This window comes from Falsiroseomonas oryzae (genome assembly GCF_027856955.1).
GTDB lineage: Bacteria > Pseudomonadota > Alphaproteobacteria > Acetobacterales > Acetobacteraceae > Falsiroseomonas > Falsiroseomonas oryzae.
Window position 1 is genome coordinate 1 of record NZ_JAPSMD010000123.1, and the last position, 13,144, is coordinate 13,144.

General features: G+C 72.7%; 12 protein-coding genes. 8 read left to right on the plus strand and 4 right to left on the minus strand.

The window, feature by feature from the left end:
• The 4 genes from OZN99_RS13800 to OZN99_RS13815 all read left to right on the plus strand — a co-directional run.
• Nucleotides 1-1,791, plus strand: a 1,791-nt coding sequence (locus OZN99_RS13800; protein ID WP_270935821.1) for a sensor histidine kinase, incomplete at its 5' end; no start/stop codon positions are given.
• Between the two features lie 87 nt (nt 1,792-1,878).
• Nucleotides 1,879-3,117, plus strand: a complete 1,239-nt coding sequence (gene trpB, locus OZN99_RS13805) for a tryptophan synthase subunit beta (protein WP_270935822.1) — start codon at nt 1,879-1,881, stop codon at nt 3,115-3,117.
• A 30-nt stretch (nt 3,118-3,147) separates the two neighbouring features.
• Complete coding sequence (gene trpA / locus OZN99_RS13810) at nt 3,148-3,981, plus strand: tryptophan synthase subunit alpha (protein ID WP_270935823.1); 834 nt, start codon at nt 3,148-3,150, stop codon at nt 3,979-3,981.
• A 163-nt stretch (nt 3,982-4,144) separates the two neighbouring features.
• A complete protein-coding gene (locus OZN99_RS13815) occupies nt 4,145-5,947 on the plus strand; it encodes a response regulator (RefSeq protein WP_270935824.1) in 1,803 nt (600 codons plus the stop codon).
• Between the two features lie 17 nt (nt 5,948-5,964).
• Here the strand turns inward: OZN99_RS13815 and OZN99_RS13820 are convergent, their stop codons facing one another.
• Nucleotides 5,965-7,053: a collagen-binding domain-containing protein gene (locus OZN99_RS13820; RefSeq protein WP_270935825.1), complete on the minus strand. Its 1,089-nt coding sequence runs from the start codon at nt 7,051-7,053 to the stop codon at nt 5,965-5,967.
• 203 nt (nt 7,054-7,256) lie between these two features.
• Here OZN99_RS13820 and accD point away from each other — a divergent pair, with 203 nt between their 5' ends.
• The 4 genes from accD (at nt 7,257) to OZN99_RS13840 (ending at nt 10,983) form a co-directional block, all read left to right on the plus strand.
• Nucleotides 7,257-8,195, plus strand: coding sequence for an acetyl-CoA carboxylase, carboxyltransferase subunit beta (gene accD / locus OZN99_RS13825; RefSeq protein ID WP_270935826.1), 939 nt, complete (start codon nt 7,257-7,259; stop codon nt 8,193-8,195).
• Nucleotides 8,192-9,484 carry a bifunctional folylpolyglutamate synthase/dihydrofolate synthase gene (locus OZN99_RS13830; RefSeq protein WP_408611842.1) on the plus strand — a complete coding sequence of 431 codons (1,293 nt, stop codon included), beginning with the start codon at nt 8,192-8,194 and terminating at the stop codon, nt 9,482-9,484. The genes accD and OZN99_RS13830 overlap by 4 nt, the downstream gene beginning before the upstream one ends.
• A 92-nt stretch (nt 9,485-9,576) precedes the next feature.
• Nucleotides 9,577-10,017, plus strand: a complete 441-nt coding sequence (locus tag OZN99_RS13835; protein ID WP_270935827.1) for a hypothetical protein — start codon at nt 9,577-9,579, stop codon at nt 10,015-10,017.
• Between the two features lie 129 nt (nt 10,018-10,146).
• Nucleotides 10,147-10,983: a class I SAM-dependent methyltransferase gene (locus OZN99_RS13840; RefSeq protein ID WP_270935828.1), complete on the plus strand. Its 837-nt coding sequence runs from the start codon at nt 10,147-10,149 to the stop codon at nt 10,981-10,983.
• Nucleotides 10,984-10,986: 3 nt separating this feature from the next.
• Here OZN99_RS13840 and OZN99_RS13845 read toward each other — a convergent pair whose 3' ends face one another.
• The 3 genes from OZN99_RS13845 to OZN99_RS13855 form a co-directional block, all read right to left on the minus strand.
• The gene (locus OZN99_RS13845) at nt 10,987-12,141 is read right to left on the minus strand and encodes a PQQ-dependent sugar dehydrogenase (protein ID WP_270935829.1); all 1,155 of its coding nucleotides are present in this window, start codon (nt 12,139-12,141) and stop codon (nt 10,987-10,989) included.
• 58 nt (nt 12,142-12,199) lie between these two features.
• Nucleotides 12,200-12,529 carry a thioredoxin TrxA gene (gene trxA, locus OZN99_RS13850; protein WP_270935830.1) on the minus strand — a complete coding sequence of 110 codons (330 nt, stop codon included), beginning with the start codon at nt 12,527-12,529 and terminating at the stop codon, nt 12,200-12,202.
• Nucleotides 12,530-12,637: 108 nt separating this feature from the next.
• Nucleotides 12,638-13,144: PD-(D/E)XK nuclease family protein (locus OZN99_RS13855; RefSeq protein ID WP_270935831.1), on the minus strand; the 507-nt coding region annotated here is incomplete at its 5' end.

The window sequence follows — 13,144 nt, forward strand, 5'->3', positions numbered from 1 at the left end:
GGCGGCGTGCTGCGCGGCGTGAGCCTGACCGACGGCAGCGCGATCCGAACCGCCTATCATCGGCTCGCCCTGGCCCCCGGCTGGCATGTCTGGGTGAACGAGCCGGAGACATCCTTCAGCGGGCCGCGCCGCGCCGTCCTGCTGCCGCTGGCGACCGGCGCGCTGCTCGCGCTGGGCCTGGGCGTGCTGGGCGCAGTGCTGCTCGCGCGCCGGCTGCTGAAGCCGGTCGAGGCGCTGGTGGCGCGCGCGGAGCAGATCGCCGCCGGCAACGTGCCGCCCGACGCGCCCGCCCCCACGCCGCCGGCCGGGACCGCCGAGTTCGAGCGCCTGCGCCTCGCCGTCGAAGGGGCCGAGGCGGTGCTGCGCCGCATCCAGCGCATCGGCCGCGTCGGCGGCTTCGAGATCGACCTGCGCACCGGGACCAATCGCCGCTCCGCCGAATACATGGCGCTGCAGGGCCTCCCGGCCATCGCCGCCCAGGAGAGCCACGCCGACTGGGTCCGCCGCCTGCACCCCGAGGACCGCGCGCGCGCCGAGCAGCGCTTCCTGGACGCGATCTCCGACGGCGCGCCGGACATCGACTACGCGCAGGAGTACCGCATTCTCACGCCCGAAGGCGAGGTGCGGTGGATCTACGCCCGCGCCGAGATCGAGCGCGACGCATCCGGGCGCACCCTGCGCATGGTCGGTGCGCATGTGGACGTCACCGCGCTGAAGCAGGCGGAAGCCGCCCTGCGCCACAGCGAGGAGCGGCTTCGCCTGGCGCTGGAGGCGGCACAGCTCGGTGCGTGGGAGGTCGATTTCCGCACCGGCGCCGTGACGCGGACCGCGCGCGCGCTGGAGATCTTCGGCTTCCCGCCGGACTACGCGGAGGTGTCGTACCCGTCCTGGCGCGACCGCGTGCATCCCGACGACCGGGCGGCCTACACGGACATTCTGGAGGACGTCCGCGCCGGGCGCATCGACAGCTACCGCACGGAATTCCGCTTCCGCCGCCCGGACGGGACCTGGATCTGGATCGAGACGCATGGCCGCGCCGTGGGCGACGATCCGGAGACCGGCCGCCCGACCCGGCTGATCGGCACCATGCAGGACATCACGGCCCGCAAGGAGGTGGAGGAACGGCAGACGGTGCTGGTGCACGAGCTGGACCACCGCGCCAAGAACACCCTGGCCGTCGTGCAGGCGGCGCTCCGCCTGACCCCGCGCACCGACGCCGGCAGCTTCGCGCGCGCCGTGGAGGGCAGGGTCGGTGCCCTGGCACGGGCGCACACCCTGCTCGCCAAGGCGCGCTGGAGCGGCGCGGCCCTGCGCACCGTGGCGGAGGAGGCGCTGGTCCCCTTCCTGGATGGCGGCGCCGCCGGCCCCCGGGCCACCTGCCACGGCCCGGCCGTTCCGCTGTCGCCGGCGGCGGTGCAGGCGCTGTCCATGGCGTTCCACGAGCTGGCGACCAATGCCGCCAAGCATGGCGCGCTGTCGGTGCCGGCCGGCCGCGTGGAGCTGCGCTGGCGCCTGGCCCCAGCCGCCGCGCCCGAGGAGCTCGTCCTGAGCTGGAGCGAGTCGGGCGGTCCGCCGGTCCCGGCGCCCCCCGCGCATCGCGGCTTCGGATCCTCGCTTGTCGCCGCGACAGTGACACGCCAGCTCGGCGGCCGGATCACGACGACCTGGCGTGCGGACGGGCTGCTGTGGGAGGCCTGGCTGCCCCTTGCGCGCCTGGCCGCGGGCAGCGGGGAAGCCGGTCCGCCGCTGCCCGGTGCCGAGACGGCCGAACCGGCGGCGCTGGACGCCTGACCCCGCGGCAGGCCGGGCGGGCAGCCGGCCTGGCGTGACCCGGCCGACCCGCCGCGCTATGAGGGCCGTACGCACGGGAAAGCAGCAGTGAACAAGCCTCTTCCGAATTCCCTCCGCCAGGGTCCCGACAGCCGCGGCCGCTTCGGCGACTTCGGCGGCCGCTTCGTGGCCGAGACGCTGATGCCGCTGATCCTCGAGGTCGAGAAGGCCTACGAGGCCGCGAAGCGGGACGCCGCCTTCCAGGCCGAATGGCGCCGCCTGCTGACCCATTACGTCGGCCGCCCCAGCCCGCTGTGGTTCGCCGAGCGCCTGACCGCGCATCTGCGCAAGTCGGCCCCGAAGGGCATGGGCGCGAAGATCTATTTCAAGCGCGACGAGCTGAACCACACCGGGGCGCACAAGATCAACGCGGTGCTCGGCCAGATCCTGCTGGCCAAGAAGATGGGCAAGACGCGCATCATCGCGGAGACCGGCGCCGGCCAGCACGGCGTCGCCACCGCCACCGCCTGCGCGCTGATGGACCTGCCCTGCATCGTCTACATGGGCGCCACCGACGTGGAGCGGCAGCAGCCCAACGTCTTCCGCATGAAGCTGCTGGGCGCGGAGGTCCGCCCCGTCACCTCCGGCGCGGCGACGCTGAAGGACGCGATGAACGAGGGGCTGCGCGACTGGGTCGCGAATGTCCACGACACCTACTACTGCATCGGCACCGTCGCGGGGCCGCACCCCTATCCGCAGATGGTGCGTGACTTCCAGAGCGTGATCGGCGAGGAGGCGAAGGAGCAGATGCGCGCCGCCGAAGGTCGCCTGCCTGACGCACTGGTCGCCGCCGTCGGCGGCGGGTCGAACGCGATGGGCCTGTTCTTCCCCTTCCTGGACGACAAGGACGTGCAGATGATCGGGGTGGAGGCGGCGGGGCGGGGCCTCGACACGCATGAGCACGCCGCGGCGCTGTCGCGCGGCCGGCCCGGCGTGCTGCATGGCAACCGCACCTACCTGCTGCAGGACGGCGACGGCCAGATCACGGAAGCGCATTCGATCAGCGCCGGTCTCGACTACCCCGGCGTCGGCCCGGAGCACTCCTGGCTGCACGAGATCGGCCGCGTGCAGTACGTCGCTGCCACGGACGAGGAAGCGCTGGAGGCCTTCCAGCTCTGCTCGCGGCAGGAAGGCATCATCCCCGCGCTGGAGCCCGCGCACGCGCTGGCGCATGTGCTGAAGATGGCGCCGACGCTGCCGGAGGACCGCATCGTGCTGATGAATCTCTGCGGCCGCGGCGACAAGGACATCTTCACCGTGGCGCGCCACCTGGGCGAGAAGATCTGAGATGACCTGCATCGAACGGGATCCCGCGCGATGAGCCGCATCGCGACACGCTTCGCGCAGTCGAAGGCCGAAGGGCGCGGCGCGCTCGTCACCTTCCTCACGGCCTTCGACCCGGACCGCGCCACGTCGCTCGAGATCCTGCGCGGCCTGCCGAAGGCGGGGGTGGACGTCATCGAGATCGGCGTACCCTTCACCGATCCGATGGCCGACGGCCCCTCCATCCAGCGCGCCGGCCAGCGCGGGCTGAAGGCCGGCGCGACGGTGCCGGGCGTGCTGGACCTCGTGCGCGCGCTGCGCGCGACGGAGGCGGACACGCCCGTCGTCCTGATGGGCTACTACAACCCGATCCTGGCCTATGGCGTCACGCGCTTCTGCGCGGATGCGGCGGCGGCCGGCGTGGACGGCCTCATCATCGTGGACGTGCCGCCCGAGGAAGCCGACGAGGTCGAGCCGCATGCGCGGGCCAACGGCCTCGACCTGATCCGCCTGATCGCGCCCACCACCGACGAGGCGCGGCTGCCGCGCGTGCTCGGCGCCACCACGGGCTTCATCTACTACGTCTCGATCACCGGCATCACCGGCACGCGCAGCGCCGACTACGCCTCGCTCGCGCCGGCGATCGCAGCGCTGAAGCGGCACACCGACCTCCCGGTGGCGATCGGCTTCGGCATCCGCTCGCCCGAGCAGGCGGCGATCGCCGCCACCGTGGCCGACGGCGCGGTGGTGGGCACGGCGCTGGTGGACACGCTGGCCGGCACGCTGGACGCGGACGGCCGGGCGACCGCCGCGACCGTGCCGGCGGTGCTCTCCCAGGTCGCCGGCCTGGCTCAGGCGATCCGCGCGGCCCGCAAGCAGGCGGCCTGACGCCGACGCCGGCACATCCGGCGACGATTGTATACCAATCGGCGGCGCGGCCGTGTAGCTTCACCCCACCGCAGCGATGGCGGTGGAGGGTTGGGATGAGGGCCGCGCCAACGACGCGCGGGCGCGACGCTGCGCGCAGGCGCCGGTGCGTGGGAATGGCCGGGTGACGGGCGCGCGCGACCCCGAGGTCGAGTCCGCCCAGGTCCACGCCGTGTACGGCCAGATCCCCGCCGCCGTCGCGGTCTCGGCGATCAATGCCGTCCTGCTCGCCTTCGCGGTCGATTCCGGCGTGCCGCATCCCGCGACGCTCGGCTGGCTTGCGTCGATGCTCGCGATCGCGGGCATCCGGACGGCCACGTGGTGGGCCCACCGCCGCAGCCGCCCCGCGGTCGAGGATGTGGCGCGATGGGCGCGCATAGCCACGGGCTGCGCGGCGCTCGCCGGCCTCGGCTGGGGCGGCGGCGCGGCCCTGCTCTGGCCGGATTCCGAGGCGGCCCAGCTGTTCTGGGTCTTCGTCGTCGGCGGTATGTGCGCCGGCGCCGTGGCGCTGCACTACGCGCACCTGCCTATCGTCATCGCCTTCATCCTTCCCGCCGGCCTGCCCATCGCCGCGCGCTTCGCTCTGGCCGGGCCGGGGCGCGGCCCGGTCGCCGCGGCGATGATCCTCGTCTTTCTGGCCGCGCTCGCCGCCGCGGCCCACCGCTCCAACGCGCAGTTCCGCGCCTTCGCCCGCCTGCGACGCGACCTGCGGCGGCAGGCCGGGGAGCTCGAGGCCGCCCGGGCGCGGCTGCGCCAGGAGGTCAAGGACCATGGCGCCACCGCGGCCAGCCTGCACCAGGCGCAGAAGATGGAGGCGCTGGGCCAGCTGACCGGCGGCATCGCGCACGACTTCAACAATCTGCTGATGGTCGTCCTCGGCAGCCTCGCCCTGCTGCGCAAGCGGCTGCCCGCCGGGGACGCGCAGGCGACTCGTCTTCTCGACAACGCCGTGGCCGGCGCGAACCGCGGCGCAGTGCTGACGCAGCGCCTGCTGGCCTTCGGCCGCCGCCAGGCACTGCGGCCCGCGATCGTGGACCTTGCCGCGCTACTGGATGGCATGGCGGACCTGCTGCGCCGCTCCATCGGTCCCGGCCATCGGCTCGTCTTCCGTATGCCGAAGGACCTCGCGCCTGTCTTTGTCGATCCGAACCAGCTGGAGCTCGCGATCCTGAACCTCGTGCTGAACGCGCGCGACGCGATGCCGGAGGGCGGCGAGATCGGCATCGCTGGGCGCGAGGAGGCGATGGGCGCCACCGCCGATGGCCTGTTGCCAGGCCGCTACGTCGTGCTCGGCGTCACCGACCACGGGATCGGGATGGACGCCGCGACGCTGGCGCGCGCGACGGAACCCTTCTTCACCACCAAGGGCGTCGGCAAGGGGACCGGCCTTGGGCTGCCGATGGCGTACGGCCTCGCCGCGCAGTCCGGCGGGCGACTGCTGCTGCACAGCCAGCCCGGGGAAGGCACGGTGGCGGAGCTCTGGCTGCCACGCTCGACCGAGCCTCTGGTGGCGCCGGCGCCGGCGGGGGGCCCGGCACCCGGCCGCCCGGCGCGGCGATTCCGCGTGCTGCTCGTGGATGACGATCCCCTTGTGCTCGCCAGCACCGCCGCCATCCTCGAGGACATGGGCCACGGCGTCGTCGAGGCGGAGAGCGGGGCCCGCGCGCTCGCCTGCCTGCAGGAAGGCGCCGCGGTGGATGTCGTCGTCACGGATTACGGCATGCCCGGCATGTCCGGCACCGCGCTGGCGGAGCAGCTGCGGCGCCTGCGCCCGGGCCTGCCGGTCATCGTGGTGACCGGCTATGGCGAGCTTCCCGCGGGCGGCCCGGTCGGCCTGGCCAGTCTGCGCAAGCCGTTCGACGAGGTGTCGCTGGGCGCCGCGCTCGAGACGGCGGTGACCGGAACGGGCCCGCGCGGACCGGAATGACGCCGTGCGCCGGCGCCTCAGCGGCCCACGCGCCGCAGGCGCCGCGTGCCCGCCAGGGCGGCGAGGCCGAGGCCGAGCAGCGCGAGCGAGGCCGGTTCCGGCACCGGCAGCGCGTCGGACCCGGCGGGGATGTCACCCTCCGGCAAGGCTCGGCGGAAGGGCTGGCTGTGCAGCTCCCCGCCGCCGCCGAAGGAATTGGCGAACAGCGTGCCGAGATTGGAGGTCGTCTGCGTCACATGGGCGTCCGGCGCCAGCACGGTGCCGTTCCAGCGCCGCTGGAAACCGATCGAGGTGGCGTCGGTGAAGTTCCAGATCATGTCGCGCGCCAGCGAGTCGCCGTTGAAGTTGCCGTTCCAGGTGAAGCGGCCGCCGCTCACGTTGAACACCGCGCCCGGGCGGCCGTTGAGGTTCACCGAGAAGCTCGCGAGGCGCTGCAGGTAGGCGGCATCCAGGTTGAACACGGCCAGCCCGCCATCGGTGGCCGTCGGCGCACTCGCCATCAGGACGACGTTGTTGAACGGGCCGCCGCCGACGAGCGTCGGCGCCACGCTGTTGGCCGCCAGGCCGGCCAGCTGGTCCGCAAGCTCGAGCAGCGGGTCCACGAAGGTCGTCTGGAAATCGGGCAGGGCGGGCACCGGGCCCGAAAGGCGGGTCGCGCCGTTGAGGTTGATGGTGCCGCTGCTGGCGCCGGCGATGTGCAGCGTGCCCCCGCTCATGTTGATGTTGCCGCTGTTCGCCCCGCCGATCGTCAGGCTGCCGCCCACCCCGTTCACGCGGCCATTCATGTTGATGTTCGCCGCGTTCGACCCGGCGATGGTGGCGCCGCCGGCGTTGTTGACGTTGAAGTCGTCGCGCGCGGTGGCGCCGTAGACCGTCAGCGCGCGGAAGGCGGACGGCGCGGCCGCGCCCGGGTTGTTGAAGAAGGTGGCACCCTGGGTGACGTTGCCGCCCACCACCGTCCGCCCCTCCACGTCGTGGCCCGAGGCGAAGTTGTTCCGGATCACTGCGTTGAACTGCTGCAGGATGTCGAGCGCCGAGAGGGTCGAGGCCGAGGCTGGCGCGGCGGCCAGGACAAGCGGAAGCAGCAGGAGGCGCAGCAGGGACATCTCGGCCAGGCTTTCGTTGCGAATCCACGACAAACTGCGCAGCGCCAATCTATTTGTCAACGCGAAGTCTCAATATTGATACATTCGCCATATACGATCTGACCGCGCCACCGCCGCAGTCCCGTCGCCAGCCGGGGCACCCGCCCCTTGCGTGCCGGGCCGGGTCGCGCCTACTCCGACCGGCGGAGCGCACAGGGTACGGAATGAACTGGATCAGCGACTGGGCCCTGCCGAAGATCAAGGGACTCTTCGGCGGCCCGCGGGAGGTGCCGGACAACCTCTGGCAGAAGTGCCCGGCCTGCGAGCAGATGGTCTTCCACCGCGACCTCGAGCGGAACCTGCATGTCTGCCCGAATTGCGGCCACCACATGCGCCTGTCCGCCCAGGGCCGCATCCGCGCGACGCTGGACGAGGGCTGGTCGCGCATCGAGCTGCCCAAGGCGCCGGCCGACCCGCTGCGCTTCCGCGACCAGCGCCGCTATTCGGAACGGCTGAAGGACGCCCAGACCAAGACCGCGATGGACGACGCCGTCGTCGTCGCCCAGGGCAGCATCGAGGGCCGCCGCGCCGTCGTCGCCGCCTTCGAGTTCAGCTTCCTCGGCGGCTCCATGGGCGCCGGCGTGGGCGAGGCGCTGGTCACCGCCGCGAAGCTCGCCGTGCTGCAGGACGCGCCGCTGATCGTCTTCACCGCGTCGGGCGGGGCGCGCATGCAGGAAGGCACCATCAGCCTGATGCAGATGCCGCGCACGGTGATCGCGACGCGGCTGGTCAAGGAAGCCGGGCTGCCCTTCATCGTCGTGCTCTGCGACCCGACCACCGGCGGCGTCACCGCCAGCTTCGCCATGCTGGGTGACATCCAGATCGCCGAGCCCGGCGCGCTGATCGGCTTCGCCGGCGCCCGCGTCATCGAGCAGACGGTGCGGGAGAAGCTGCCCGAGGGCTTCCAGCGCGCCGAATACCTGCTGGAGCACGGCATCCTCGACATGGTGGTGAAGCGGCAGGAGATGCGCGCCACGCTGGCCCGCCTGATCTCCCTGCTGCGGGAGAAGCTGCCGCCGGTCGCGGAGGAGCCGCCGCTCGCCCTGCCGGCGCCGGCCGAGCCCGAGCCGCAGGAGACCGCCGAGCCCGCGAAGCCCGCGTGAGCAGCCTGCCGCCCTCGCGCAGCGAGGCGATCATCGAACGCCTGCACGCGCTGCACCCGCGGCTGATCGACCTCAGCCTCGGCCGCATGCAGCGCTGCCTGGACGCGCTCGGCAATCCGGAACGCCGCCTGCCGCCCGTGATCCATGTCGCCGGCACCAACGGCAAGGGCTCCACCTGCGCCTTCCTGCGCGCCATCGCGGAAGCGGCGGGGCTGCGCGTGCATGTCTACACCTCCCCCCACCTCGTCCGCTTCCATGAGCGCATCCGCCTGTCCGGGGAGCTGGTGGGAGAGGCGCAGCTGGCCGACGCGCTGGAGCATGTGGAGCGGATCAACGCCGGCGAGCCGATCACTGTCTTCGAGGTGACGACCGCCGTCGCCTTCCACCTCTTCGCCACCGTGCCCGCCGACCTGCTGGTGCTGGAAGTCGGGCTCGGCGGGCGTTTCGACGCGACCAACGTGGTGGACACGCCCGCCGCGACCGCGATCACCAGCATCTCCATGGACCACATGGATTTCCTCGGCGACACGCTGGCGAAGATCGCCTTCGAGAAGGCGGGCATCCTCAAGCCCGGCGTGCCCTGCGCCACCGGAGCGCAGGACCCGGCCGCCTCCGAGGTGATCGCCCGCGTCGCCGCGGAGCGCGGCGCGACGCTGCACGCCCGCGGCCGCGACTGGGACGTCGCGCGGCACGCCGACGGCACGCTGGACTGGCAGGGTGGCGGCAAGACGATCCGGCTCCCGTCCCTCGGCCTGCCCGGGCCGCACCAGGCCGACAATGCCGGGATCGCCATCGCCGCGCTGCGCGCCTGGAACCCGCCGTGGCTGACCGAGGATGCGATCCGCGAAGGCGTCGCACGCGCCGAATGGCCGGCGCGGCTGCAGCGCCTGACGGGCCGCCTCGCCGCGCTGCTGCCCCCGGGCTGGGAGCTCTGGCTGGATGGCGGCCACAATGCCGGCGCCGGGCTGGTGATCGCGGAGCACCTGGCCCAGGCCTTCGCCGACCGGCCGGCGCATGTGCTGGTCGGCATGAAGGGCGGCAAGCAATCCGCCGAGTTCCTCCGCCCCATCCTCCCGCACGCGACCACGCTGTGGGCCGTGGCGGAGCCGGGCCAGCATCTGGCCATGCCAGTGGACGCCATCGTGGAGGCCAGCGGCGGCGTCGCCCGTCCCGGAAGCACGGTGGCGCAGGCGCTCGCCGCCCTGCCGAAGGATGGCCCGCCTGCCCGCGTCCTGGTCTGCGGCAGCCTCTACCTGGCCGGCGAGGTGCTGAAGCTCGACTCGGCCTGAGCGGTACGGATTCGCGATAGCGTTTCCCGCGCTGCGCGATTCCATCCTCCCCCCTCGCGGCGATAGGCTGGACCCGAGGAAGGAGGACCACCATGACCCTCAACGTTGCCGACCTGATGGCTCGCCGGCAAGCCGAGGCCGCCCGCCGCCGTGCCGAGGCGGAGGCCGCCGCCGCCCAGGCCCAGGCCGAGCGCAAGGCCTTCGCCGAGCGGGTGATGACCTACAAGATCACCGAGGAGGACGAGCAGCGGGCGCTGGCGAAGATCGCCAAGGCCTTCGACGCCGGCGAGAAGGAGGTGATGATCACCCAGTTCCCCTCCTCGCTCTGCGCGGATGGCGGCCGGCGGATCAACAACGCCCTCGACGGCTGGCAGGACACGCTGCCCGGCGTGTTCCACAAAGTCTACGAGTGGTGGGAGACCAAGCTCAAGCCCGGCGGCTTCGGCTTCACCGCGCGCATCATCAACTACCCCGACGGCATGCCCGGCGACGTCGGCATCTTCATCACCTGGAAGAGCGAGCTGGAGGATTAGGCTCGCTGGCTCTCGCCGGCTTGTCCGAGCCCCCGTCGGTTTGTCACCCACGCGGATCGTTCATTGCCCTATCGTGGATACGGCCCGTCAGCGGCGGAGACCGGGTGCGGCGGGGGGAGGGCAGGACCGATGGCCGAAGCATCCGGCGGGAAGGTCCAGGACCATTATGCCAGCGCGGGCATAGCAGCCCGCGTCCTGGCGGCGCTCAGGGCGGCTCAGGGTGAAGCCGCCGCCGTGACGCCCGACAGCCTGGCCCCGCTCGACCACTTCCACGGACGTGGCCTCAAGGCGACGCAGGAGATGGCAGCGCTGCTCGCCCCGCGTCCCGGCGAGCGCATCCTCGACATCGGCGGCGGCATCGGCGGACCGGCTCGGTGGGTGGCGGCACGCTTCGGATGCCATGTCACCTGCCTCGATCTCACGCCCGAGTTCTGCCGGGCGGCAGAGGAACTTAATGCCGCGACCGGCCTGTCCGACGACGTCCGCGTCGTCGAGGGCAGCGCGACCGAACTGCCGTTCGCGGACTGCGGCTTCGATCGGGCCTACTCCGAGAATGTCGGCATGAACATCGCGGACAAGCCGCGCTTCTACGCGGAGGCCCTGCGCGTGCTGCGCCCCGGCGGGGTCTTCTACACCGCCTACTACGGCGCCGGCCCGAGGGGAGAGCCCGACTACCCGCTGCCTTGGGCGGCGGGCGCTGCGACAAGTTTCCTGACGGCGCCCGAGGACACGCGGGAGCAGGTCGTCGCTGCCGGCTTCGAGCTTGTGGTCTTCCGCGACAGGACGGAGGAGGTGTTGCCGGATCTCCGCGAGAACCGGCGCCGCCTCGAGACGCAGGGCCTCCCGCCACTCGGGCTGCAGACCCTCATGGGCGAGCGGATCCGGGAGTTGCAGATCAACGTTGCCCGCAGCGCGGAAGAGGGTCGGCTTACGTTCATCGAGGCGCTGGCACGACGGCCAGCCTAGGACTCACCCTGGAGACAGACGCAGGATCCGCCCGCGCGCTTCATCCGTCAGTACCAGCAGCGCGCCATCCGGCGCCACGACGACGTGGCGCATCCGGATACCGCGGTCGAACAGCAGCCGCTCCTCCCCGGTCACCCGGTCGCCCTCGGTGGAGAGCCGCACGAGCCCCGGCGGGTTGAGCGCGGCCAGGAACAGGCTGCCGCGCCAGGACGGGAAGGCGGCGCCGTCGTAGAAGGCGATGCCGGACGGGCTGACCGAGGGCGTCCAGTGGAACAGCGGCTCCGTCACGCCGGGCGCGGTCTGCCGCCCGGTGCCGATCCGACTGCCGTCGTAGTCCACGCCATGGCTCACCAGCGGCCAGCCGTAGTTGGCGCCGGGGCGGATCAGGTTCACCTCGTCACCGCCCCGGGCGCCGAACTCGGCCGCCCAGAGGCTGCCGGTCCAGGGGTTGAGCGCCAGGCCCTGCGGATTGCGGTGGCCGTAGGACCAGATCTCCGGCCGCGCCAAACCCTGCCCGCGCGCCTCCGGCGCGACCCGCCCCACGAAGGGGTTGTCCGCCGGTACGCGGCCGTCGCGCGTCAGGCGCAGCACCTTGCCGGCCAGGTCGTCCAGCCGCTGCGCGCGCTCCTTCGTCTCGTAGCGGTCGCCGGTTGAGAGGAAGAGGTGGCCGTCGCGCCCGAAGGCGATGCGGCAGCCGTAATGCAGCCGGCCGGAGGATTGCGGCGGCGTCGCATCCAGCACCGGCCGGACCTCCTCCAGCCCCCGCGAATTCTCGGCCAGCCGCGCCCTGGTCAGCCGCGTCAGTGCGCCGCCCTGCACCAGCATGGCGTGGCAGAGGAAGACCTCGCGCGTCGTCGCGAAATCCGGCGCCAGCGCGACGTCGAGCAGCCCGCCCTGCCGCGCCGCTTCCACCGACGGCACGCCGGCGAGCGGTGGGGAGACGGCACCATCGGCGCTGAGCAGCCGCAGCCGTCCCGGCCGTTCCGTGACCAGCAGCCGCCCATCGGGCAGCACCGCGGCGCCCCAGGGGCGCTCGAGCCCCGAGGCGAAGGTGGTCAGGCGGAAGCTGGTGCCCTGGGCCCGGACGACCTCGCCCTGCTGCGCCTGGGCGGAGAGGGGGAGGCCCAGGAGGAGGGCGAGCAGGCTGCGGCGCGTCATCCGCCGCAGTTGGGGCGGAGGCGCCGGGCGGGAAGCCGCGCGGCGCCTCACGCGCGCGTCAGCCGACTTTGCTGGCGACCCAGTCCTTCAGCGCGCTCTTCGGCAGGGCACCGACCTTGGTGTCCACCGGCTTGCCGTCCTTGAACAGGATCATCGTCGGGATGCCGCGGACGGCGTAGTCGTTCGGCGTCATCGGGTTGTCGTCGATGTTCACCTTCGCGACGGTCAGCTTGCCCTCATACTCCTTGGCGATCTCGTCGAGGATCGGGCCGACCATCCGGCAGGGGCCACACCACTCGGCCCAGAAATCCACCAGCACCGGGCCGGGCGCCTCCAGCACGTCCTGCTTGAAGCTGTCGTCGGTCACCGCCTTGGTGAGTTCGCTCATCGGAGATCTCCAGAGGCCGGGCGGGGGGCGCCCCGGCCGAGTGATGGCAACATCGTGGCGGGGGCCAGTCGGGTCAAGCAATGCCTCTCCCGCCGTCGTGCCCGGCACTTATGCGTCTGGCGCATGTTTGTCGAGCAGATCCCCCGGAAGGCGCATGAGGCGCGCCCCGTAGGTCCACACCAGCGCGCACTCCACCGCGCGGTCGGGGAAGGCGAGGCGCAGCACCGCACGATACGCCGCCATCTGCCGGAGATAGAGCGCCGGCACCTGGTCCAGCGTGGCCGGCGGCGGGCGGTTGGTCTTGTAGTCCAGCACCAGAACCCGCTCCGGCGAGACCAGCAGGCGGTCCACCTGGCCGCTGACCAGCCTGTCGCCTAGCCGCCCGGCGATCGGCGCCTCCGCCAGGCTGCCCGGGCCCAGCGCCGCGCCCAGGTCCGGCGTGGCCAGCAGGTCCAGCACCTCCCGCAGGGTCTCGGCCTGCTCGGCCGCGTCCAGGTCATGGCCCGGCCGGGCGAGGAAGGCGCGCGCCGCGTCCTCCCGCTCGGCAGGGGCGCGGTCCGGCAGGTGCTGCAGCAGCGCGTGGACCAGCCGCCCGCGGCGGAAGCGCCGGCCCGT

What these genes read in the sequence shown, in the direction of transcription:
- trpA (WP_270935823.1), top strand. Translation starts at nt 3,148, where the DNA reads ATGAGCCGCATCGCGACACGCTTCGCGCAGTCGAAGGCCGAAGGGCGC.
- OZN99_RS13820 (WP_270935825.1), bottom strand. Translation starts at nt 7,053, where the DNA reads ATGTCCCTGCTGCGCCTCCTGCTGCTTCCGCTTGTCCTGGCCGCCGCG.
- accD (WP_270935826.1), top strand. Translation starts at nt 7,257, where the DNA reads ATGAACTGGATCAGCGACTGGGCCCTGCCGAAGATCAAGGGACTCTTC.
- OZN99_RS13835 (WP_270935827.1), top strand. Translation starts at nt 9,577, where the DNA reads ATGACCCTCAACGTTGCCGACCTGATGGCTCGCCGGCAAGCCGAGGCC.
- OZN99_RS13840 (WP_270935828.1), top strand. Translation starts at nt 10,147, where the DNA reads ATGGCCGAAGCATCCGGCGGGAAGGTCCAGGACCATTATGCCAGCGCG.
- OZN99_RS13845 (WP_270935829.1), bottom strand. Translation starts at nt 12,141, where the DNA reads ATGACGCGCCGCAGCCTGCTCGCCCTCCTCCTGGGCCTCCCCCTCTCC.
- trxA (WP_270935830.1), bottom strand. Translation starts at nt 12,529, where the DNA reads ATGAGCGAACTCACCAAGGCGGTGACCGACGACAGCTTCAAGCAGGAC.